The sequence below is a fragment of the Asticcacaulis sp. genome (assembly GCF_051954415.1).
Classification (GTDB): Bacteria; Pseudomonadota; Alphaproteobacteria; order Caulobacterales; family Caulobacteraceae; genus Asticcacaulis.
The window spans coordinates 58,431-78,995 of the sequence record NZ_JBQCHT010000025.1 but is presented as its reverse complement, the minus strand read 5'-3'; the positions used below and the strand labels follow the sequence as shown (position 1 = coordinate 78,995).

General features: G+C 60.8%; 17 protein-coding genes. 9 read left to right on the top strand and 8 right to left on the bottom strand.

Features of this window, described 5'->3' with window-relative positions; genetic code table 11:
• Window positions 1-27 precede the first annotated feature (27 nt).
• The 5 genes from ACTHND_RS08825 to ACTHND_RS08805 all read left to right on the top strand — a co-directional run bounded on the left by ACTHND_RS08825 (window position 28) and on the right by ACTHND_RS08805 (window position 6,310).
• Entirely contained in the window at window positions 28-1,635 is a 1,608-nt protein-coding gene (locus tag ACTHND_RS08825; RefSeq protein ID WP_440177575.1) for a carboxyl transferase domain-containing protein, read from the top strand.
• A 27-nt stretch (window positions 1,636-1,662) separates the two neighbouring features.
• Window positions 1,663-2,430 carry an enoyl-CoA hydratase-related protein gene (locus ACTHND_RS08820; protein WP_440177574.1) on the top strand — a complete coding sequence of 256 codons (768 nt, stop codon included), beginning with the start codon at window positions 1,663-1,665 and terminating at the stop codon, window positions 2,428-2,430.
• On the top strand, window positions 2,430-4,139 hold the full coding sequence (locus ACTHND_RS08815) for an acetyl/propionyl/methylcrotonyl-CoA carboxylase subunit alpha (protein WP_440177573.1): 1,710 nt from the start codon (window positions 2,430-2,432) through the stop codon (window positions 4,137-4,139). Before ACTHND_RS08820 ends, ACTHND_RS08815 begins: the two co-directional genes overlap by 1 nt.
• Before the next feature lie 90 nt (window positions 4,140-4,229).
• Window positions 4,230-5,396: an isovaleryl-CoA dehydrogenase gene (locus tag ACTHND_RS08810; protein WP_440177572.1), complete on the top strand. Its 1,167-nt coding sequence runs from the start codon at window positions 4,230-4,232 to the stop codon at window positions 5,394-5,396.
• Entirely contained in the window at window positions 5,393-6,310 is a 918-nt protein-coding gene (locus tag ACTHND_RS08805; protein ID WP_440177571.1) for a hydroxymethylglutaryl-CoA lyase, read from the top strand. Before ACTHND_RS08810 ends, ACTHND_RS08805 begins: the two co-directional genes overlap by 4 nt.
• Here ACTHND_RS08805 and ACTHND_RS08800 read toward each other — a convergent pair.
• From ACTHND_RS08800 to ACTHND_RS08790, 3 genes are read right to left on the bottom strand one after another with little or no spacing between them, the layout of a single operon-like run.
• Window positions 6,300-6,725 carry a DUF2177 family protein gene (locus tag ACTHND_RS08800; RefSeq protein WP_440177570.1) on the bottom strand — a complete coding sequence of 142 codons (426 nt, stop codon included), beginning with the start codon at window positions 6,723-6,725 and terminating at the stop codon, window positions 6,300-6,302. The two genes, ACTHND_RS08805 and ACTHND_RS08800, sit on opposite strands and share 11 nt — an antisense overlap.
• Before the next feature lie 2 nt (window positions 6,726-6,727).
• Complete coding sequence (locus ACTHND_RS08795; RefSeq protein WP_440177569.1) at window positions 6,728-7,402, bottom strand: ChrR family anti-sigma-E factor; 675 nt, start codon at window positions 7,400-7,402, stop codon at window positions 6,728-6,730.
• Complete coding sequence (locus ACTHND_RS08790; RefSeq protein WP_440177568.1) at window positions 7,399-8,022, bottom strand: sigma-70 family RNA polymerase sigma factor; 624 nt, start codon at window positions 8,020-8,022, stop codon at window positions 7,399-7,401. Before ACTHND_RS08790 ends, ACTHND_RS08795 begins: the two co-directional genes overlap by 4 nt.
• 154 nt (window positions 8,023-8,176) lie before the next feature.
• Between ACTHND_RS08790 and ACTHND_RS08785 the strand changes: the two genes are divergently transcribed.
• Genes ACTHND_RS08785 through ACTHND_RS08775 form a run of 3 tightly spaced genes read left to right on the top strand, consistent with a single transcriptional unit; the run spans window position 8,177 to window position 11,209 of the window.
• On the top strand, window positions 8,177-9,526 hold the full coding sequence (locus ACTHND_RS08785; RefSeq protein WP_440177567.1) for an NAD(P)/FAD-dependent oxidoreductase: 1,350 nt from the start codon (window positions 8,177-8,179) through the stop codon (window positions 9,524-9,526).
• A gap of 11 nt (window positions 9,527-9,537) precedes the next feature.
• A complete protein-coding gene (locus ACTHND_RS08780; protein WP_440177566.1) occupies window positions 9,538-10,362 on the top strand; it encodes a DUF1365 domain-containing protein in 825 nt (274 codons plus the stop codon).
• 4 nt (window positions 10,363-10,366) lie between these two features.
• Window positions 10,367-11,209: an alpha/beta hydrolase gene (locus tag ACTHND_RS08775; protein WP_440177565.1), complete on the top strand. Its 843-nt coding sequence runs from the start codon at window positions 10,367-10,369 to the stop codon at window positions 11,207-11,209.
• Here ACTHND_RS08775 and ACTHND_RS08770 read toward each other — a convergent pair.
• The 4 genes from ACTHND_RS08770 to ACTHND_RS08755 form a co-directional block, all read right to left on the bottom strand.
• The gene (locus ACTHND_RS08770; RefSeq protein ID WP_440177564.1) at window positions 11,206-12,711 is read right to left on the bottom strand and encodes a tryptophan halogenase family protein; all 1,506 of its coding nucleotides are present in this window, start codon (window positions 12,709-12,711) and stop codon (window positions 11,206-11,208) included. The two genes, ACTHND_RS08775 and ACTHND_RS08770, sit on opposite strands and share 4 nt — an antisense overlap.
• A gap of 94 nt (window positions 12,712-12,805) precedes the next feature.
• Window positions 12,806-15,607 carry a TonB-dependent receptor gene (locus tag ACTHND_RS08765; RefSeq protein ID WP_440177563.1) on the bottom strand — a complete coding sequence of 934 codons (2,802 nt, stop codon included), beginning with the start codon at window positions 15,605-15,607 and terminating at the stop codon, window positions 12,806-12,808.
• Between the two features lie 401 nt (window positions 15,608-16,008).
• Window positions 16,009-17,031, bottom strand: coding sequence for a LacI family DNA-binding transcriptional regulator (locus ACTHND_RS08760; RefSeq protein ID WP_440177562.1), 1,023 nt, complete (start codon window positions 17,029-17,031; stop codon window positions 16,009-16,011).
• 106 nt (window positions 17,032-17,137) lie between these two features.
• On the bottom strand, window positions 17,138-17,422 hold the full coding sequence (locus ACTHND_RS08755; protein WP_440177561.1) for a hypothetical protein: 285 nt from the start codon (window positions 17,420-17,422) through the stop codon (window positions 17,138-17,140).
• Window positions 17,423-17,571: 149 nt separating this feature from the next.
• Here ACTHND_RS08755 and ACTHND_RS08750 point away from each other — a divergent pair, with 149 nt between their 5' ends.
• The gene (locus tag ACTHND_RS08750) at window positions 17,572-19,104 is read left to right on the top strand and encodes an ArnT family glycosyltransferase (protein WP_440177560.1); all 1,533 of its coding nucleotides are present in this window, start codon (window positions 17,572-17,574) and stop codon (window positions 19,102-19,104) included.
• Window positions 19,105-19,432: 328 nt separating this feature from the next.
• Here ACTHND_RS08750 and ACTHND_RS08745 read toward each other — a convergent pair whose 3' ends face one another.
• Window positions 19,433-20,488, bottom strand: coding sequence for a 1,9-bis(guanidino)-5-aza-nonane synthase (locus ACTHND_RS08745; protein WP_090649148.1), 1,056 nt, complete (start codon window positions 20,486-20,488; stop codon window positions 19,433-19,435).
• Between the last annotated feature and the right edge of the window lie 77 nt (window positions 20,489-20,565).

Sequence of the window (20,565 nt, the reverse complement as noted above, 5' to 3'; positions counted from 1 at the left end):
TCCCTGAAAACGTGAGACAGGGATCATATGACCGCCTTCAGGAGCGAGATTGACACAGGCTCGGATGAGTTTCGCGCCAATGCCGCGCGGATGCAGGCGCTGGTGAATGACCTGCGAAGCCTGACCGCGCACATCGCTCAGGGCGGGTCGCCATCGGCACGTGAAAAACATACGGCGCGCGGCAAGCTTCTGCCCCGCGATCGTGTTGCCGGGTTGATTGATCCCGGCTCGCCCTTTCTCGAATTTTCCGCCCTGGCGGCGCACAAGGTCTATCATGATGATGTGCCGGCAGCGGGCCTGATCACCGGCATCGGCCGCATCAACGGCACCGAATGCGTCATTGTCTGTAACGACGCCACGGTAAAGGGCGGCACCTATTACCCGCTGACCGTCAAGAAGCACCTCCGCGCGCAGGAGATCGCGCAGACCAACAACCTGCCCTGCGTCTACCTGGTCGATTCCGGCGGCGCCAACCTGCCCAACCAGGACGAGGTCTTTCCGGACAAGGACGATTTCGGCCGCATCTTCTTCAACCAGGCGCAGATGTCGGCCAGCGATATCCCGCAGATCGCCGTGGTCATGGGCTCCTGCACCGCTGGCGGCGCCTATGTGCCGGCCATGAGCGACGAATCGATTATTGTCCGGAACCAGGGCACCATCTTTCTGGCGGGGCCGCCGCTGGTCAAGGCGGCCACCGGTGAGGTGGTCTCCGCCGAGGATCTTGGCGGCGGCGATGTCCATGCCCGCGTGTCCGGCGTGGTCGATCACCTGGCGGCCGATGACGCCGATGCCCTGCGCATTGCCCGCCACATAGTCGGTCATCTCAATCGCCCGAAGCAGGTATCTCTGGCGACAAGGGCGGTGGTTGAGCCGCTCCACGAGACCGAGGAAATCTACGGCATTATCCCCGCCGATACGCGCCAGCCCTTCGATGTCCGCGAGATTATTGCCCGGCTGGTCGATGGCTCCGAATTCGATGAATTCAAGAAGCTGTACGGCGAGACGCTCGTCTGCGGTTTCGCCCATCTCTACGGCTATCCGGTCGGCATCATCGCCAATAATGGCGTGCTGTTTTCCGAAAGCGCGCTGAAAGGGGCGCATTTCATAGAACTGTGCTGCCAGCGCGGCATCCCGCTGATTTTCCTGCAAAATATCACCGGCTTCATGGTCGGGCAGCGCTACGAGAACGAAGGCATTGCCCGCCACGGCGCCAAGATGGTCACGGCGGTTGCCTGCGCCACTGTGCCGAAATTCACCGTCATCATCGGCGGGTCTTATGGTGCCGGCAATTACGGCATGTGCGGCCGCGCCTACGATCCGCGGTTCCTGTGGATGTGGCCCAATGCACGGATTTCGGTCATGGGTGGTGAACAGGCGGCCAATGTGTTGGCCACGGTCAAGCGCGACGGCATCGAAGCGAAGGGCGGCGAATGGAGCGCCGAGGACGAGGCCGCCTTCAAGGCGCCCATCCGCGACACCTACGAGGCGCAGGGCCACCCCTATTACGCCTCCGCCCGGCTGTGGGACGACGGCGTCATCGACCCCGCGGATACCCGCCGCGTACTGGGCCTGGGACTATCCGCCGCATTGAACGCCCCGATTGCCCCGACCAGATTTGGTGTCTTCAGGATGTAACCGCCGTAATGCCGAAAGGAACCCACCATGCAGGATATTACCGTAGACGCCGACGAACGCGGCGTGGTCCGCGTCACTCTCAATCGCCCCGCCGTCCATAATGCCTTCAATGAGGGCATGATCGGCGAACTGACCGACGCCTTCGCCGATCTTGGCAGGCAGGACGGCGTGCGGGTCATTGTTCTGGCCGGCCATGGCGCCAGTTTCAGCGCCGGGGCCGACCTCAACTGGATGAAGCGCGCCGCCGAACAGGACGAATATGCCAACCGCGAGGACGCCCTGGCCCTGGCGAAGATGTTCGACACCATCAATACCTGCCCCAAGCCGGTGGTGGGACTGGTCCACGGTGCGGCGCTCGGCGGCGGTGTCGGGCTGGTCGCCTGCTGCGATGTGGTGATCGCCCAGCCGGAGGTCAGTTTCGGCATGACCGAGGTGCGGCTGGGCCTGATCCCGGCGGTGATCTCGCCCTTCGTAATCGCCAAAATCGGCCAATCGGCGGCGCGGCGTTATATGCTGACCGGGGAGCGCTTCACCGCGGCTGAGGCCCTGCGCATCGGCCTGATCCATGAGGTTTCAAGCGCGCTGGAAGCCGAGGGTGCCAAGGTGGTCGAGGCCCTGCTGGCCGGCGGTCCGGAAGCCATTGCCGACGCCAAGGATCTGATAAATGACATCACGAAGATGGACGACAAGGGGGAATTGACCGCTCACCGCATCGCCACGCGCCGCGCCTCCGATGAAGGCCGCGAGGGCATTGCCGCCTTCCTCGGTAAACGCAAACCCCACTGGACGGCCTGATGTTCAAACGCATTCTGATCGCCAATCGCGGGGAAATCGCCCGCCGCATCATCCGTACCTGTAGACGGATGAACGTGGAGACCGTCGCTGTCTATTCCGATGCCGATGCCCGCGCGGCCTTCGTGCGCGAGGCAGACCGCGCCGTATTGATCGGTCCGGCGGCGGCCAGTGACAGTTATCTACGTGGCGACCGGATCATCGCCGTTGCGCTGGAAACCGGCGCCCAGGCCATCCACCCCGGCTATGGTTTCCTGTCGGAAAACGCCGAATTCGCGGAAAGCTGCGAGGAGGCCGGTCTGGTCTTTATCGGCCCGCGCCCGGACGCCATCCGCGCCATGGCCCTGAAAGGGGCCGCCAAGGCGCTGATGACGGCCGCCGGCGTGCCGGTGACGCCCGGCTATCATGGTGATGATCAGAACGCGGAGCATCTCGCAGCGGGGGCCGCGCGGATCGGCTATCCGGTGCTGATCAAGGCCGTGGCTGGTGGCGGCGGCAAGGGGATGCGACGGGTCGATCGGGCCGAGGATTTCAGTGATGCCCTTGTATCGGCGCAACGCGAGGGTCTGAATGCCTTTGCCGATCCCAAGGTGCTGATCGAGAAATACATCGAGGTGCCGCGCCATATCGAAATCCAGCTCTTTGCCGACGAACACGGGCATGTGGTGCATCTGTTCGAGCGTGACTGTTCGCTGCAGCGTCGCCACCAGAAGGTCATCGAGGAGGCGCCGGCGCCCGGCCTGCCGGAAGCCATGCGTGAGGCGATGGGCGAGGCGGCGGTGAAAGCGGCGCAGGCCATCAAATATCGCGGCGCCGGCACGGTGGAGTTTATCGTCGATGTGTCGAAAGGCATCGAAGACGCGCCGTTTTACTTCATGGAGATGAACACGCGCTTGCAGGTCGAGCATCCGGTGACCGAGGCCATCACCGGGCTTGATCTGGTCGAATGGCAGTTGCGCGTGGCAGCGGGCGAACCCTTGCCGAAGGGGCAAGAAGAACTGACGATCACCGGTCACGCCGTCGAGGCGCGGCTTTATGCCGAAGACCCGCAGAACGATTTCCTGCCCGCGACGGGAACACTGGAACGGCTCGACTTCCCGGCGGCGGCGCGCATTGAATCGGCGGTTGAAACTGGCGATGCGGTCAGCCCGTTTTACGACCCGATGATCGCCAAGATCGTGGTTCACGGCAAGGACCGAAAACAGGCGTTGGCGCGGATGCGCGAAGCCCTGATCGAGACGAAACTGCGCGGGCTGGCGACCAATCTGGGTTTCCTGCGGCGGGTGGTATCGGACGAGGCGTTTGCGCTGGCGGAGATCGATACCGGCTTTATCGCCCGCCATCAGGACCGCCTGCTCCTGCCCTGGCCCGACAGCGAGATAGCGCCCTCTGCGGCAGATCCGACCTCGCCATGGAATGACATCACCGGCTGGCGGCTCAACCTGCCGCCGCAGGCGCCGCTGAACCTGAAGTCGGAAGCCGGCGAGGCGGCTGTGGTTTCCGGCGATGTCAAGGCACCGATGCCGGGCAAGCTGATCGATGTCTTCGTTACGATCGGGGAAAGCGTCGAGAAAGGACAGAAACTGCTGATCCTCGGCGCCATGAAGATCGAACACACCATGAAGGCACCGATGGCGGGCGTGGTCCGTGCGGTCCATGCGGCGGCCGGTGATCAGGTGGCTGACAAGGCGCTGCTGGTTGAGATTGAGTAAGTAAAGCAAGAATCCCCACCACCACGAGCCAAGAGGCTCGCGGTCCCCCTCCCCAGTAAACTGGGGAGGTATAAGAAAAAGAGGCAGGCGATGATCGACTTTCCCCATCTGCAATTCGGCCATGGCGAGGAAATAGACTCCTTGCGCGAAGGCGTGCGACGCTTCGCCGAAATCGAGATCGCGCCGCTGGCCGAGGCCGCCGACCGTGACGACCGGTTCCCCATGCCGCTGTGGCGCAAGATGGGCGAAATGGGCGTGCTGGGCATGACTGCACCGGAAGCTTATGGCGGGGCGCAAATGGGCTATCTGGCCCACACCATCGCCATGGAGGAAATCTCCCGTGCCTCGGCCTCGATTGGTCTGTCCTACGGTGCGCATTCCAATCTCTGCGTGAACCAGATCACCCGCAATGGCAATGCGGCACAGAAGGCGAAATACCTCCCGAAGCTGATTTCCGGCGAGCATGTCGGGGCGCTTGCCATGTCGGAAACCGGCGCGGGCTCGGATGTGGTGTCGATGAAGTTGCGCGCCGACAGAAAAGGCGACCGCTATGTGCTCAATGGCAGCAAGATGTGGATCACCAATGGTCCGGATGCGGACGTTCTGGTGGTCTATGCCAAGACCGATCCCGCCGCCGGCTCGAAAGGCATGACGGCTTTCCTGATCGAAAAGGACTTTGCGGGTTTCTCGGTGGCGCAGAAACTCGACAAGCTGGGGATGCGCGGGTCGCACACCGGGGAACTGGTGTTCGCCGATTGTGAGGTGCCGGCGGAAAATGTTCTGGGTACGGAGGGACGCGGAGCCGGCGTTTTGATGTCGGGTCTGGATTACGAGCGCGTGGTGCTGTCCGGTGGGCCGCTCGGCATCATGCGCGCCTGTCTCGATGTGGTGATCCCCTATATCCACGAACGCGAACAGTTCGGCGCTCCCATCGGCACCTTCCAGTTGATGCAGGGCAAGCTGGCCGACATGTATTCGACCTGGGCGGCCTGCCGCGCCTATGTCTACGCCGTGGCCGCTGCTTGCGATCGCGGCGAGACCACGCGCAAGGACGCCGCCGGCTGCATCCTCTATGCCGCTGAAAAGGCGACCTGGATGGCGGGCGAAGCGATCCAGTGCCTCGGCGGCAACGGCTACACCAATGATTTCCCGGTCGGCCGACTGTGGCGTGACGCCAAGCTGTACGAGATCGGCGCCGGCACCTCGGAAATCCGCCGGATGCTGATCGGCCGCGAATTGTTCGAGGAAACCAAATGAATTCTGGAAATGTGAGGCCCAAGTACGTCACCCTTTACGAGGTCGGGCCGCGCGATGGCTTGCAGGCGGAAACCGAGATCGTACCCGCCGCCGACAAGATCGCGCTGATCGACCAATTGTCCGCATCCGGATTGACACATATCGAGGCCGCCAGTTTCGTCTCGTCGAAATGGGTGCCGCAGATGGCCGATGCCGCGGAGGTCGTGGCCGGCATCACGCGCGCGCCGGGCGTGACCTATCCGGTTCTGACGCCCAATCTGAAGGGCTATGAAGCCGCGCGTGATTCCGGCGCCACCTCTGTGGCCATTTTCGGTGCGGCGTCGGAAACCTTCAGCCAGAAGAATATCAACTGTTCGATAGAGGAAAGTCTGGAACGCTTTGGCTTCGTAATGGAGTCGGCGGCGCGCGACCATATACGGGTACGTGGCTATGTCTCGACCGTCATCGCCTGTCCCTATGAAGGGCCGGTCCAGCCCGACGCCGTGGTGCGCGTGGCGGAACGGATGCTCGACATGGGCTGCTATGAAATTTCGCTGGGTGATACGATCGGCGTCGGTACGCCCGGAGATGTGGCGCGCCTGCTCGATACGGTGCTGAAGGTCATACCGGCGGACAAACTGGCCGTCCATTTCCATGACACCTACGGCCAGGCCCTGGCCAATATCCTGACCTCGCTCGATTACGGTATTGCCACCATCGATTCCTCGGTCGGCGGGCTGGGCGGCTGCCCCTATGCGCCGGGCGCTTCCGGCAATGTGGCGACCGAGGACGTGCTCTACATGCTGAAGGGACTGGGCATAAAGACCGGTGTCGATCTCGATGCCATCGTGGCCGCCGCCTGGCAGATATCGGATGTGCTGGCCCGCCCGCCGCGCTCAAAGGTGGCCGTGGCCAAAGGCCGGCCTAGAGCCTGAGCTTCAAGACCTTGAGCGCGCCCGCTGTCAGCAGCGCCGTGGCCAGGGTGATGACCATGCCCCAGGCCATGTCGATCAGGCTCAGGCGCAGCGGCCAGTCCCGGATCACTGCCAGGGCGGTCAGGTCATAGGTGCCATAGGCCGCCAGGCCGAACAGCGCCGACTTGATGGACAGATCGATGAGAGAGGGACGTCCGCGCCCGCCGAAAAGCACGGGAAACAGGACCAGCCAGGTCAGGCTTATGCCATACAGCAGATAAAAGGCCGCCGCCGGCACAAGATCGGGCTTGGCGCGCATCAGGCCGGCCATGTTCGGCCGGTAGAGGGCTTCGGCCGTCAGGCTGAGCCAGGCAAAATCCAGGGCCAGCATGAAGGCCAGCACGAGTAAGAGCGTGACGGCAAAAGCGCGGATCATGACTATATCCTCGCAATGGGCTTCAACAGCCAGCCCAGCCAGGTCTTGGGGATGATCGCGGCTTCCTGCGCCACCAGGCACAGGCAGTCGACATCACCCATCATGACCGGCATGTGGCGGTCATCGGCCTCGTCGCACTGGCTGAAATCGCCGCGCTGGTAAAGCCCCTTGTGATCCCGGTATTGCCCCTGAAGCATGACTGTAATTTCGCGTCCGCGATGGGTATGCTCGGGCATTTCCATGCCGGCCCTGACGCACATCAGGTAGGTCTTTGCCGCCTTTGGATCGTCCGGCAAGGCAATCGGCGCCATCCAGACACCGGGCGCGACGAAATAACGGTTGCGAATGTCGACGTTTTGCAGTGACGGCGGCAATTCAAAGCCTTCGAGGAACGCCGGGCCCCTGGTTGGTGCAGGCACTGGCGAATTGCTCGTTTCCGGAAGCTCGACCGGTCTTTCAATCCGGGCCAGGGCCAAGTCAAGCGCGCTGTCCGACATCGCCACGCCTTCGGTCTTTTCCAGCATGGCGCCGCCAATCGCCGTGAAGACCCGCAGGTCATCCCGGCAGTTTGGACACAGATCGAGGTGCGTGCTGACGCTCAAACGCAGGCCCGGCGCCAGCGCACCGCGGAAATAGTCCCATAAAAGATCTTCACCCGGATGGTGAACGGCACTCATGACTTTACTCCGGTACTCTTGCCGTCCATGGCGGTGCGCAGGCGCGTCATGGCCAGGCGCAGGCGGGATTTCACGGTCCCCAGCGGTATGGACAGGGTTTTGGCGATATCGCTTTGCGACAGGTCTTCATAGAAGGACAGGCGCAGGATATCCTTCTGTTCGGGCGGCAATCCATCGAGCAGTCGGGCGACGGCCTGCGCCGATTGCGTGTCGACAATCTGTTCATCGGCGGCCTTGTCGCCGTCACCCTGCCACAGGTCTTCGGGCAGTTCCCTGACCCGTTTGGCTTTGCGCGCGGCATCGATGCGCAGATTGCGGGCGATGGAATAGATCCAGGTCACGGCCGAGGCCTTCGAGGCGTCGAACATGTGCGCCTTGCGCCAGACATTGAGCAGGGCTTCCTGCGCCAGATCCTCGGCCTCCTGCGCGGTCATTCCCTGGCCCATGACAAACGCCTTGATCCGGGGAGCGAAACTGGTGAACAGGGCGGCATAGGCGGCGCGGTCCCTTGTGCCGGCAATGCGCGTGATGAGCGCTTCGGGCGTTTCGGCGCAGTTCTTCTGATCCGGCGATATCATGCGGACAGAAGAGCCGATTGTGAGGGCGCGGTCAAAGTGCATTTTGTCCGTTTCAGAAATTCAGCTATCAGGCGGGTTATTTTCGCGTATTTGCTGCTTTTACGGCGCCATGTCCGCAGTGGATCACACCCGGTGATCCATGCGGCGTGGGCGGGCGTAAACCCTCCATACGAAAAACAAGCATAACGGCAACGCAATGGTTATCCCCGTAAAGTCCAAGATCGCCATTATCGGCACCGGTATCGCCGGCCTGTCAGCGGCCTGGATGCTGAATGACACCTGCGACATCACCGTTTTTGAAAGCGAGGCTGATGTCGGCGGTCACAGCCATTCGGTCAATGTCGGCACGGAGGAAAATCCGCTGTGGGTGGATATGGGCTTCATCGTCTTCAATGAGCCCTGCTATCCCAATCTCGTCCAACTCTTCAAACATCTCGACGTGCCGCACCAGCTTTCCGACATGTCGTTCGGCGTTTCCATTGACAAGGGCCGGCTGGAATATTCGAGCCTGGGCCTGAAAGGCCTTTTCGCCCAGACGCGCAACCTCTTCCGGCCGCGCTTTATTTCCCTGCTGCTCGATATCATGCGTTTCTATCGGGAAGCGCCGAAAGATCACGCCGCCCGCGCCCGTGAGAATTACCGGCTGGGCGACTATCTGAAGGACCGCAATTACGGCCGTGCCTTTATCGACGACCATCTTCTGCCCCAGGCTGCGGCCATATGGTCGACCTCGGCAAGCCAGATCATGGACTACCCTTTCCGCGCCTTTATCGCCTTCTTCGAGAACCATGGCCTGCTGCAGATCATGGACCGCATCCTGTGGCGCAGCGTTATCGGCGGCGCGCAAGCCTACGTTACGAAACTGGTCGCGCCGTTTGCTGATTGTATCCGCACCCACACCGCCATCAGGCGGGTGACGCGCGGCCCGAAAGGCGTTGTGCTTCATGATCAGAACGGCGTCAGCCATCTGTTCGACCAGGTGGTTTTCGCCACCCACGCCGATGTGACGCTGAAGATGCTGGCCGATGCCACCGTGGATGAAATTGAGACGCTCGGCGCCTTTACCTACACCCCGAACGAGGTGGTGCTGCACACCGATGCCGCCTTCATGCCAAAGCGCCGGGCGGCGTGGTCAAGCTGGAACTATATGGGCGAACGCTCAGCTTCCAATGAACAGCAGCTTTGCGTCACCTACTGGATGAATCTGCTGCAGGTGCTGAAAACCGACCGGAATTACTTCGTTACCCTTAACCCGACGCACGCGGTCGATCCGGCGAAAGTCATCAAGCGCATCGTGTTCGAGCATCCGCTTTTCAATGCCCGCGCCATAGCGGCGCAAGGCCGGCTGGCGGATTTGCAGGGGCAAAACCATAGCTGGTTCTGCGGCGCCTATTTCGGCTCCGGCTTCCATGAGGACGGCCTGCAATCGGGCCTGGCCGTGGCCGAGGCGATCACAGGTAAGCGCCGGCCATGGGATTTCGACTGGCACCAGAGCCGCATTTCGTACAATCCGTGGGAAGAGCCGGTGCGAGAGGCGGCGGAATAGTGGAAAGCTTTGTGCGCTCAGAGGCCGCGCGGGCTCCGCGCATCAGCGCGGACGGGCAGTCGCCCTTGCCGGCCCTTCAGGCCGGAATCTACACAGGTGAGGTCATCCATCAGCGGTTTGTACCGAAGGCCCACCGCCTGACCTACCGCATTTTCCAGCTGCTGATCGATCTCGATCAGCCAAAAGAGACGCTTTTCTTCTCGCATAACCGCTTCAATCTGTTTAGCTTCCATGACTGCGACCACGGCCCGGACAAGGCGCAGGCCCGGACGGCGCCGCTGCGTGATCGGATGATAAGGCTATTATCCCGACACGGATTATATACCCACGGCGACCGTTTGTTCCTGATGGCCATGCCGCGCGTGCTCGGTTTCGTCTTTAATCCGATCAGCCTCTATTTCCTGCAATCGGCCGATGGTGTGATGAAGGCGGTGGTTTATGAGGTCAATAATACCTTCGGCGACCGCCATTCCTATGTCCTGCCGGTTCGGCAATCCGGAAAGCGCATCCACCAGGCCAGTGAAAAGCGCCTGCATGTCTCGCCCTTCATGGATATGGACATGGCCTACAGCTTCGATCTGATCGTGCCGGATGAGACCTTCGCGTTGAAAATTGACCTGAAAAAAGGCGATCAACAGGTGCTGTTCGCCGGTTTTACGGCCATACGAAAGCCGTTGCGTGACCGTACCTTGCTGTATCTCTTTTTCGCCATGCCGTTGATGACGCTCGGTGTTGTCTGGGGCATTCACTGGGAGGCGCTGTTGCTGTTCCTCAAGGGGATACGTCTGCGGCCGAAGCCGCCGACCGAAAAATCCAGCGTCAGCCTCAGTGCCTGAGCGCATGGCCAGACGTTCCCTGCTTGCCATGCTGGGCCTGGCGCCGCTTCTGGCTGCCTGCAACACCCTGTCCCTGTTCAATACCTTCACGCCGAAGGACGAGGCCACGCGTGTGGCGCGCGATGTGTCATTTGGTGATGATCCGCGGCAAAAACTGGATATCTATGCGCCGAAAGGCGGCGGTCGTGATCTGCCTGTGCTGGTCTTCTTTTATGGCGGTGGCTGGAACTCAGGCTCGAAAGCCGACTATGTGTGGATGGGGCATTCCCTGGCGGCCCTGGGCTATCTGGTGGTCATCCCGGATTACCGCCTGGTGCCGCAGGTGCTCTACCCGGTCTTCCTCGAAGACAATGCCCTGGCCATACAGCACGTCATGGCTCAGGCCGGCGCCTACGGCGGTGATATCCAGCGCCTGGGCGTGATCGGTCATTCGGCCGGTGGTTATGAAGCGGCCATGATGGCGCTCGATCCGCGTTACCTCGGCGAAGGCGCGCCTTTAAAGGTCTGCGTCGGCATTGCTGGCCCGTATGACTTCTATCCCTTCGATGTGCCGGCCTCGAAAGAGGCCTTTGGCCAGTGGCCAAGGCCGGAAGAGACGCAACCTGTGACCTATGCGCGTAAGCTGGATACCCGCTTCCTGCTGATGCAGAGCCGCGCCGACACGGTGGTCGGCGTCCACAATGCGGTCAATCTCGATGCCCGGCTGAAGACGGCCGGCACCGACGTGACCTTGAAGCTCTACGACGGTTTGACCCATCCCGATACGGCCGCAGCCTTCTCCGTACCTTTCCGCAAGAAAGCGCCTTTGCGCGCCGATGCGGCCGCCTGGCTTAGGGACAATCTTTAAACAGTGGTGGCTGCGCAGTGGCGCGCGATAAAGTCATCATGCGTCGGCATGGCGGCCACGGCTTTGTCCATTGCCATCTTCATGCCGTTCATGAAACTGGCCAACGCCTCCTGCCCCACGGTTTCTGTCAGCGGCGAGGCGGCTTTCGGCATGATGCCCTGACCGATCAGCACCTGTACCCAGCTATCCTCGCGGAACAGATCGCCCTCCTCGACCAGCAGACGCCCATGCTGCCGGAAATAGTCAATCTTGTGCGCCAGCGAGTCCGGTACCACCATGTTGCGGCAGTCGCGCCAGAAGGGTTCGTCGCGCTCGTTGGCGTGGTAGTGCAGCACCAGGAAATCGCGGATATATTCATACTCGCGCCGGCAGCGGCGATTGAATTCCGCGATCTCGATCGGATTGAAGTCCTTATCCGGGAAGAAGTCGAGAAAGCGCGTCATCACCGACTGCACCAGGTGGATGGAGGTCGATTCCAGCGGCTCCATGAAACCGGAGGCCAGACCCAGCGCGACGCAGTTCTTGACCCAGGTCGCCTTGCGCCGCCCGGTACGGAAGCCGATGACACGGGGGTCGGCCAGCGGTTCGCCATCGAGATTTTCCAGCAGGATGCGCGTGGCCTCGTCATTACTCATCGCGCCGGAGCAGAAGACATGGCCATTACCGGTGCGGTGCTGCAACGGAATGCGCCATTGCCAGCCCGCCGCATGGGCCGTGGAACGCGTATAGGGCAGGACAGTCCCGGATGACTTACAGGGTACGGCCACGGCGCGATCACAAGGCAGCCAGTGCGTCCAGTCCTCGTAACCGGCCTTCAGTGCGCCCTCGATCAGCACGCCGACAAAGCCGGAGCAATCGATGAACATGTCGCCATCGATGATTTCGCCGCTGTCCAGGGTCAGGCTCTCGACAAAACCGTCTTCCGGACGCAGATTGACGCCGGAGACCTTGCCTTCGCGCCGCACCACGCCCGATGCCTCGCAGCCGCGCCGCATGAACTGCGCCAGCAGGCCGGCATCGAAATGGAAGGCGCGCTCCGGCCCTGGCAGGTTGCCTTCGATACGCGGTTCGCGCGACATCTTCCCGGCATGGGATACCTGCGTATTGAGGCTGTAATCCCACAGCGAGCCGCAGTCTTCGCCCGCCAGGTGACGGCGCAGCCAGTACTGATAGAAGGGCACGATGCCGATGGGCGCGCCCGGCGTGCCGAAGGAGTGCATATAGCTTTCGCCCTTGCGCCGCCAGCCATCGAATTCGATGCCGAACTTGAACGTGCCCTGGATATTGCGCAGGGTCACGTCTTCATCGAGGCCTAAGAACCGCAGCAGCTTTATCAGGGGCGGGATGGTCGCTTCGCCAACCCCGACCGTACCGATGGCCTCGGATTCCACAAGCGTTATGCTCAGGCGCTGCCCCCAGGTCCGCGAGGCCATGGCCGCCGCCATCCAGCCGGCCGTGCCGCCGCCCAGGATGACGAGTTTTCGGATGGGTTCTGCTGGCATGGATGTCCCCGTTTTTCGCAGCTTACACACTTTACAAACAAAAACATCCGCCGATCCGAAGACCGGCGGATGCGCTTTGGGTCTGCGTCAGGCCCTAGTAACGGTAGTTGACGCCGAACAGGTAGGTGCTGCCATACTTTTCCTCGCGGATGGTATGGTCGCGCTGGCCCTTGCCCTGATAGAGGGTGAAGGGTTCGTTGGTGATGTTCTGCGCCGAGAGCGACAGGGAGAAGCCCTTGAGCGGACCATTCTCGAAGGCATAGCCGAGTTGGGCGTCATAGACCGTTTCGCCATGCACCCACTGGTTTTCCAGGGTGTTGGTGTAGTTCGGCACTTCACCCAGGAAGTCGGCGCGGTTGCGGCCGCTGATACGGGCGGAGAAGCCGTACTTTTCGTAGTAGAGCGTGGCATTGATCACGCGCTTGGAAAGGCCGGGCACATCCATATTGGCATGGCCGGTCGGGTTGATGCTCGAATCGTTGAACGAACCCGATACGATGACACCGAAGCCATCGAGCGGCGCCCACAGCAGTTCGCCGGGGACGGAGGCCGACAGTTCCAGGCCCTTGATGTAACCGCCCTGGCCATTGGCCTGGGCCGTGGTCAGGCCGATGCGGTTGGCGTCGGCATTGTTACACACGAAGGTCGAGGTCGTGCCGCTGGTGACCGTACAATAGCTCGGCAGGGGCACGCCGGTATAGTCGTGGATGATCGACTGGTTGAAGATGAAGGTGGTCAGATCTTTATAGAAGACCGCCGCCGACACATAACCCTTGCGGCCGAAATATTTTTCCAGCGACAGGTCATAGTTGTTCGACTTCCACGGCTTGATTTCCGGGTTGCCGCCGCCGCCGGTCCAGTAAACGGGCTGGCCATTGATGGTGCTGCCCGACGTATTGCCGTCGGTCACCACGCTGAAGCCGGTGCCGGCCGCCATGTCGTCCATGCGCGGGCGAGCGATGGTGGTGCCGGCGCCGAAGCGCAGGGTGGTGTCGTCAGCCACGGCGAAGTTCAGCGAGAGGGACGGCAGGAGGTCGGTATAGTTGGTGCCGCCGGTGACGGGTGCGGAATCGCCGCCGCCGGTGGTATAGAGCGAAACGGCCTTCTGGTCGGCATGCTCGGACATGACGCCGATGTTGCCGGTCACCGGGATATTGAACAGGGTGGTGTCGATATCGGCGCGGACATAGGCGTAGTCGATCTTTTCCGTCACCGACCAGGTCTTTTGCAGCGAGGCCGTGGTGGTGTCTTCCTTGAAGGCGAAGAAGCCGGATTCGTAGAGGCCCAGGGCATCATAGGAGATCATGCCGCTGTTGTTGCCGAGGAAGTTCGCATCGGTGGTGCCGGTGCGATAGGCTTCCGGAACCACGGCGTAGGCGGCGCCCTTGATGCCGATATAGCCTTCGACGCCGACCTTGGCCTTGGTGTGTTCGGTGTGGTTGAAGCCGAAGGTGACGCCGCTCAGGAAGCCGTTGTCGAATTTGCGCGTCGCAGCGACCTTGGCCGCCTTGATTTCGTCGGTGATGTGCGGTGTCTTGACATAGCCGGCGCGGTTGGCCAGCGGGCCGCCCCAGCCGCCTGGATCGGTCAGGAAGACGGTGTCGAAATCGCTGTAATCGACCACACCCGACAGGGTGGTCAGGCCATAGGCGCCCTGGTCGAAGGTGATGGTGTCGGTGGCGCCCGAACCGCTGGGGCCGGTGCCGGCCGTCGATTCGATCAGGGCGTCGTCACGCACGACCTTCGAGGTGCTGAGATCGGCCATCAGCGACCAGTGATCGTTCAGGTCGTAATTGACGTTGGCGCCGAACGAATCGAGCTTGGACTTGCGCTGATTGATGTAGTTTTCAACCACGGTCTTGACGCCGGTGAAGACGCCGTGGGTGACGAACTCGTCATTGGTGGTGTAGCCGGGTTGAAGCTGGTTGGCGCCCCAGGCCAGCGGATATTCGAGGCGGGCGATACGCTGCAACTCGTTGAAATCCGAGTGGTAGGCATCGAGGGTAACGTGCAACTGGTCATTCGGCTTGAATTCCAGAACACCCATATAGCCGTCGCGCTTCAGATTCGACGAATCGACGGCGTCCTTTTCACCGCCGGTGATCAGCAGGGACTGGTCCGCGGGCAGACAGGCCGAGCAGGACGGGAAGCCCCAGGATTCCTTCTTCTGGGTCTGGTAGGGCGAGTCGGTGTGAGCGTAACCCAGGGCCAGGCCGATGGTCTTGTTGGCGAACTGGTCGATATACATCGCCGAGAAGCGGTTGCCGGTATTCTTCATGCCGCCGATGGCCGCATCTTCCGAGTTCATTTCACCACGCAGGTTAACCGCGAAGGCTTTCTTGCCATAGGCCAGCGGGCGCACGGTCTGCAGGTCGGCGGTGCCGGAAAGCCCTTGAGCCACCATGCCGGCGTTCGGCGTCTTGTAGACGACGACCTGGCTGATCAGTTCGGACGGATACTGGTCGAATTCGACCGAGCGGTTGTCGTTGGTCGAAACCTGCTCGCGGCCGTTCAGCGTGGTCAGGGTGAAATCCGGGCCGAGGCCGCGGATGCTGAGCGTCTGGGCGCGGCCATTGGTGCGCTGGGCGGCGATACCCGGCAGGCGGGCGATCGATTCAGCGATCGAGGCGTCCGGCAGCTTGCCGATGTCTTCGGCCGAGACAGCTTCGACGATCTGGGATGATTTCTTCTTGGCCGAGATGGCGTCCTGGATACCGCGGCGGATGCCGGTGACCACGATCGTGGTGGTATCTTCAGCAGGCGCCGGGGCGGCGGCGGCCGTATCCTGGGCCATAACGGGGGCGGCGAAAGCGCAGGCCGTTGCAATGGCCGCGGTGGCGCCACAGGTCAGCAGGCGCGTGCGCAGCGCTGCATTTTGACCCTTGGAATTACGCATAAGGTTTCCTCCTGGTGTTGCGTTTCGATCTTCAACGCTTGCCCTGTTCTCAGTGCAGGACATTCGCCTTTAGACATCTCAACCCTCACGGCACTCTGACGGCGCCTGTTGAACGTGAGTATCTATACAACGCGGTTCTTTTTGCAATGCTTTGCAAAATTTTGCAGGCCAAAACCTGTACAATTCGTAATGATGTGGCTTTCGAGATACGAATTTCGCCATTTTTGGCACTATTTTGGCGAAAAAATCGTACAAAATGCCCGAAATTACCCCTTTTGTATATGAAGTTGTGGCGTTTCGTTTTTGACGATTTGCATAAAAAATTGCAAATTTATGCAAAGTTAGCGCTAACAAAGCGCCGCTGACACGACAGCGCCTACGGCTGTCTGCCGCCCGCGACCTCAGCCGCCGCAGGATTCTCGGACCACCAGTTCGGTGGAAACGATCTCGGAATGGCTCTCGTCATTGGAAATGGAGCCGATCAGCTTGGAGACCATCAGCTTGCCGGCGCGCGCCAGATCCTGGGATATGGTGGTGAGGGACGGATGTGTCAGGCTGGCCAGGGTGATATTGTCATATCCCACCACGGAAACGTCCTCAGGCACGCGCAGGCCGGCGCGCATCAGGCCGCGGATGGCGCCGAAGGCGATGATGTCGGAACAGGCAAAAATACCGTCGAACCGGATTCCCTTGCTGATCAGGTTAAGAACCGCGGCCTCGGCCGAAGCGATTTCGAAGTGGGTGGAAACGACCAGGCGCGGATCGGGCGCCAGGCCGTTTTCCGACAGGACATTGAGATAGCCCTGGTAGCGCAGTTTCATCTCCACGCCCTCCGTTTCGCCGAAATAGGCGATACGTTTGCGGCCCAGGCGTGCCAGGTGAGAGGTGGCCCGTGTGCCCCCCTGGAGATTGTTCGACCCGACCGTGCAGTATTTCTGGCCGGGAATTTCCTGCCCCCAGACGATAAACTTGTTGGTCGAGTGGGCCAGGTGGTTGAAGCGGTCGTGCAGGTAACTCTGGCCCAGGAAGATGACGCCGTCGGCTTTGATATTGGCCATCAGGGTGGCGAGGTCGTTCTGGCTTCTCGGCGTCAGGTGGGACAGCAGCAGGTCACAGCCCATATCGCGTGCGGCCTCACCCACCGCCGAGATCAGTTCCTGATAGAAGGGGTCGGAAAAGCGGCCTTCGCGGCCATGCGGCGGCGGAATGACGATGGCTATGGTGGCCTGCGAACCCGACATCGACATCGGCATGTCCTGGTTCAGGACGTAATTATGGTCGCGGGCGATCTTCCAGACGCGGCGCTTGGTGACGCGATTGACGGCGGGGGAATCGTTCAGGGCGCGCGAAACCGTGGCGACCGATACGCCGGCGATCCGTGCGATATCTTCAAGCCTGACCTTGCCTGATATGGTGTCCATCATCCCTAAACCCCTGTACGCTCAGCGGCTTTCGGTTTAAAGAACATAATTTTCCCTGCGAAAGCAAGTGCTTTCAGCATTTTGAAAAAATGCGCCGCGCGAAAGCGTGTTAAACCACGATGTTGAGGTAAGAGCCGGGGCGGCGCAGAGGCTGGCTGGTATCCTGCATGGCGGGGGACTGTGCCGGTGCAGAAGGGGCGCTTCCGGTGGCCTTGGCGACCTCCGCCGCCGTATAGGTGGCCGGCGTGATTTTGGGGGCGGCGACCTGCTGGAAAAACGCCTTTTGCGCCTGGAGCGCGCTGGCAAATCCGGTGGCGCCCGGCGCCGGCTTCGCGACTGCGGGCGGCTGCGGGTTCAGCATTTGGGCTAGGGAAGGCCGGATGGGTGTGGTCATGCCCGAACCCTACGCAGAATCAGGTATTTAAATGGTTAACGCATTTTAAGGCGGCGTTAATTATTTGCGGCCTGGCGGCCCGGCTATCCACGCTAAATTTTTACGTTTTTCTGCGCATATGGCGGTCAACTCTTTCCGCCGCAGGTGTCATGTCCAGTCTCCAAAGTCTCTTTGACATCGCGCGACAAAGGGCTTCCGGCCGGCCTTATCTGTGGGTCTTTATTGTCCTGCTATTCTGCACCCTTATCGTTCGCCTGCCCTTTTTGCATGTGATCCACGACGATGAGGCATTCTACAGCGTGGTCGCCTCGCGCTGGCTCAATGGAGAGCCGCCCTATATCGCCAGCTACGACATCAAGGCGCCCGGCATATTTGCTATCATGGCGGGCTTCCAGGTCTTGTTTGGCGCCAATCTGATCGTCATCAAGGCGGTAGAAATGCTCGCTACGCTGTGGGGGGCGTTTGGACTGTTCAGGCTGGTTAGGCGCGCCGGCTCAGGACGATTTGCCCTGCTTGTGGCTGTCCTTTACCCGCTCTATTCCCTTTTCCTGATGGGCGTATCCTCACCAACGCAACTGATCGAGGCCGCCTTCACCATCGAAGCCTTTGCTCAGCTTGGCAGGGCCGAGGGGGAAATGTACCGAAAGCACCTCATTGCGCTGGCTCTGGCCGCCCTCTTGATGGGGTGCGCCGTCATGGTCAAGCAGACGGCGGCCTTTACCGCCCTTGGTTTGTTTGGCTGGGTGACCTGGCATTCGTGGCGGCAAAGGGATTTTAAAGCGCTTGCCCTCTTCTGTGCCGCGGGAGCGGCGCCAGCGATCGCCTGTGGCCTCTATTTTGCGGCAATCGGGCATTTCAAAGACGCTTTCGACACCGTCGTTCTGACAGCGATTGACCGATCCCAGGTCGATATGTCCGAAAAACCGGACTCCCTGCATCTGGGCTTCCTGCTTCGGCTCTGGCATTTTCCCGCTTTTTACAAGCCCATGCTGGTCATCACAGCGGGCGCTTTGCTGGCGGTAATGCGCTTGCCGCGTCTGAAAACGGCTCTGTCTTCGCCGTTCATATTTCTGATCATGATTTGGTACGTAACCGCCGTGGCGGGCATATTGGTCAATCAGTCACTGGTCATATGGTATGGCTTTACACTTGTGCCGCCAACCCTGATCCTGTTCTGCGCCGTGTTGTATTACGGGATAGACTTCAAGGCGCGGTGGCGTGTCGTCTGGATGGGGCTTTACATATTGGCCGCTGCCATTCAGCCCTTCATCGTCGAGGGCTACACGCTTTTCAATCCTGGCCCCTTCGGTCCACCGGATTATCTTGGCAATGTGCGCGCGGCCGAAAGTCTGAAGGCAAACGGTCTGAAACCGGGTGATAATCTGCTGGTCACCGGTCGTGGTCATTACGTCTATCTTCTGGCGGGAGCCCTGCCGAAAGCGAAGTATTTCAATGCCATGCACCTGATGTGCACCTTTCCGACGCCCGACAAGGATCCGCTGGCGGTGGCTTTTTCCACACAGCCGGATTTCTTGGTGGTGTCAGACAGAGGGTTTTTCATGGGCTGCCGGTTGCCTGAGCGTGAAGCCGCTATTACCGACGAACTGGCCCGGCATTATCGGGCCGTGTCGCGCGTAGAGGGGGACTGGGACAATTTCACAATCTATCGCCGCAAGCCGTAGCGAAGCGCCTGCTTAAACCCAAAACGCAAAACGTTAGCGAAACCCTGATGGGGCGCGATGGTCCTAAAACGCAAAACGGAGACCATTGGGGGGCAATGGTCTCCGTCGCATGCCACCGGTTTCGAGGGGGGGGATGATCCCGGTGACGAACTTGTAGCTATCTGGCTGTAAAGCCGACTCATATTATGAGTTATAGCTTCGAACCCTTACTTAATACTTTATGCGGAAAATGCTAGTGCGATGCACAAAATATCTCCGCATTTTATGGGATAATCTCCCGGTCTCACGCTTTTTTGAACAGAATATTGCGTGAGGCCAAAATCACCCCTTAAGCGAACAGTTTCGCCCAGCGCGGCTTTTCACGGCCCTGCCAGGCGCCGCGGTGATAGGCATCAGAGCCGATCAGCGGCACGACCGTGGTGGCTTCGGCAAAGACCATCTGCTCATAGGTGGTCGAGACCTTGCCCCACGAGGCGGCTTCCTTCAGCGTCGAGGACGAGCAGGCGCCGTCACGCACGTCGGCGACGGTGATCTGGACGGCATATTTGTGCATGTCGGCTTCGACCCCCAAAATCTCGGCGCAGACGACGGTATCTTGCGCGAAGTTCTTCGGCACGCCGCCGCCGACCATGAACAGGCCGGTGGTGCCGGCGGCGATCTTGATGTCCGTCAGTTCACGGAAATCGGCCACGGCATCGATGGTCAGGTAGGGCTGCTTGGCAGCAATACGTTCCTTCTGGTGCTTGACCAGGCCGAAACCGGCAGACGAGTCAACGAAAGCCGGGCAGAAGATCGGCACGCCGTTCTCGTAAGCCGTCTGGATCAGCGAACCTTCCTTTTTGGCATTACCGGCGGCCAGCCACTTGCCCATTTCCCAGATAAACTCACGCGATGAATAGGGGCGCGGCTCAAGCTGGTTGCAGATTTCCAGGATGGTGTGGTCACAGTTCTGCAGTTCTTCTTCGTCGATATAGGTGTCGTAGATGCGGTCGATATAGTTGTCGCGCAGCACGTTGTCGTCCACCGGGCCGGCGGCCTGATAGTGCTTGAAGCCCAGGGCTTCGAAAAAGTCCATGTCGACGATCGAGGCGCCGGTGGCGACCACGGCGTCGATCATGCCGAACTTCACCATGTCGCGGTAGACGTGCATACAGCCGCCGGCCGAGGTGGAGCCGGCCAGGATCAGCCAGGTCGAGCAGCCCTTGTCAGCCAGGGCCATGTTGAAGATGTCGGCGGCGCGGGCGGTATCGCGCGATGAGAAGGACATCTTGCGCATCGAGTCGATGATCGGACGGGCGTCATACGAAGTGATATCGACGTGCTCGACCGTTTCAGCCAGCAGCGATGCCTTCATGTTGGATTGGGGAGTGGTATCTGCGCTCATTTTTGCGTTCCTTTGAGAAGCGCCCCGGTACGGGGTGGATAAAGGTGGACGCCCGTCATTTACCCGCTATCCCCCAG

Coding starts and splice junctions, on each gene's coding strand:
- ACTHND_RS08825 (WP_440177575.1), top strand. CDS start 28: ATGACCGCCTTCAGGAGCGAGATTGACACAGGCTCGGATGAGTTTCGC.
- ACTHND_RS08820 (WP_440177574.1), top strand. CDS start 1,663: ATGCAGGATATTACCGTAGACGCCGACGAACGCGGCGTGGTCCGCGTC.
- ACTHND_RS08815 (WP_440177573.1), top strand. CDS start 2,430: ATGTTCAAACGCATTCTGATCGCCAATCGCGGGGAAATCGCCCGCCGC.
- ACTHND_RS08810 (WP_440177572.1), top strand. CDS start 4,230: ATGATCGACTTTCCCCATCTGCAATTCGGCCATGGCGAGGAAATAGAC.
- ACTHND_RS08805 (WP_440177571.1), top strand. CDS start 5,393: ATGAATTCTGGAAATGTGAGGCCCAAGTACGTCACCCTTTACGAGGTC.
- ACTHND_RS08800 (WP_440177570.1), bottom strand. CDS start 6,725: ATGATCCGCGCTTTTGCCGTCACGCTCTTACTCGTGCTGGCCTTCATG.
- ACTHND_RS08795 (WP_440177569.1), bottom strand. CDS start 7,402: ATGAGTGCCGTTCACCATCCGGGTGAAGATCTTTTATGGGACTATTTC.
- ACTHND_RS08790 (WP_440177568.1), bottom strand. CDS start 8,022: ATGCACTTTGACCGCGCCCTCACAATCGGCTCTTCTGTCCGCATGATA.
- ACTHND_RS08785 (WP_440177567.1), top strand. CDS start 8,177: ATGGTTATCCCCGTAAAGTCCAAGATCGCCATTATCGGCACCGGTATC.
- ACTHND_RS08775 (WP_440177565.1), top strand. CDS start 10,367: ATGGCCAGACGTTCCCTGCTTGCCATGCTGGGCCTGGCGCCGCTTCTG.
- ACTHND_RS08770 (WP_440177564.1), bottom strand. CDS start 12,711: ATGCCAGCAGAACCCATCCGAAAACTCGTCATCCTGGGCGGCGGCACG.
- ACTHND_RS08765 (WP_440177563.1), bottom strand. CDS start 15,607: ATGCGTAATTCCAAGGGTCAAAATGCAGCGCTGCGCACGCGCCTGCTG.
- ACTHND_RS08760 (WP_440177562.1), bottom strand. CDS start 17,031: ATGATGGACACCATATCAGGCAAGGTCAGGCTTGAAGATATCGCACGG.
- ACTHND_RS08755 (WP_440177561.1), bottom strand. CDS start 17,422: ATGACCACACCCATCCGGCCTTCCCTAGCCCAAATGCTGAACCCGCAG.
- ACTHND_RS08750 (WP_440177560.1), top strand. CDS start 17,572: ATGTCCAGTCTCCAAAGTCTCTTTGACATCGCGCGACAAAGGGCTTCC.
- ACTHND_RS08745 (WP_090649148.1), bottom strand. CDS start 20,488: ATGAGCGCAGATACCACTCCCCAATCCAACATGAAGGCATCGCTGCTG.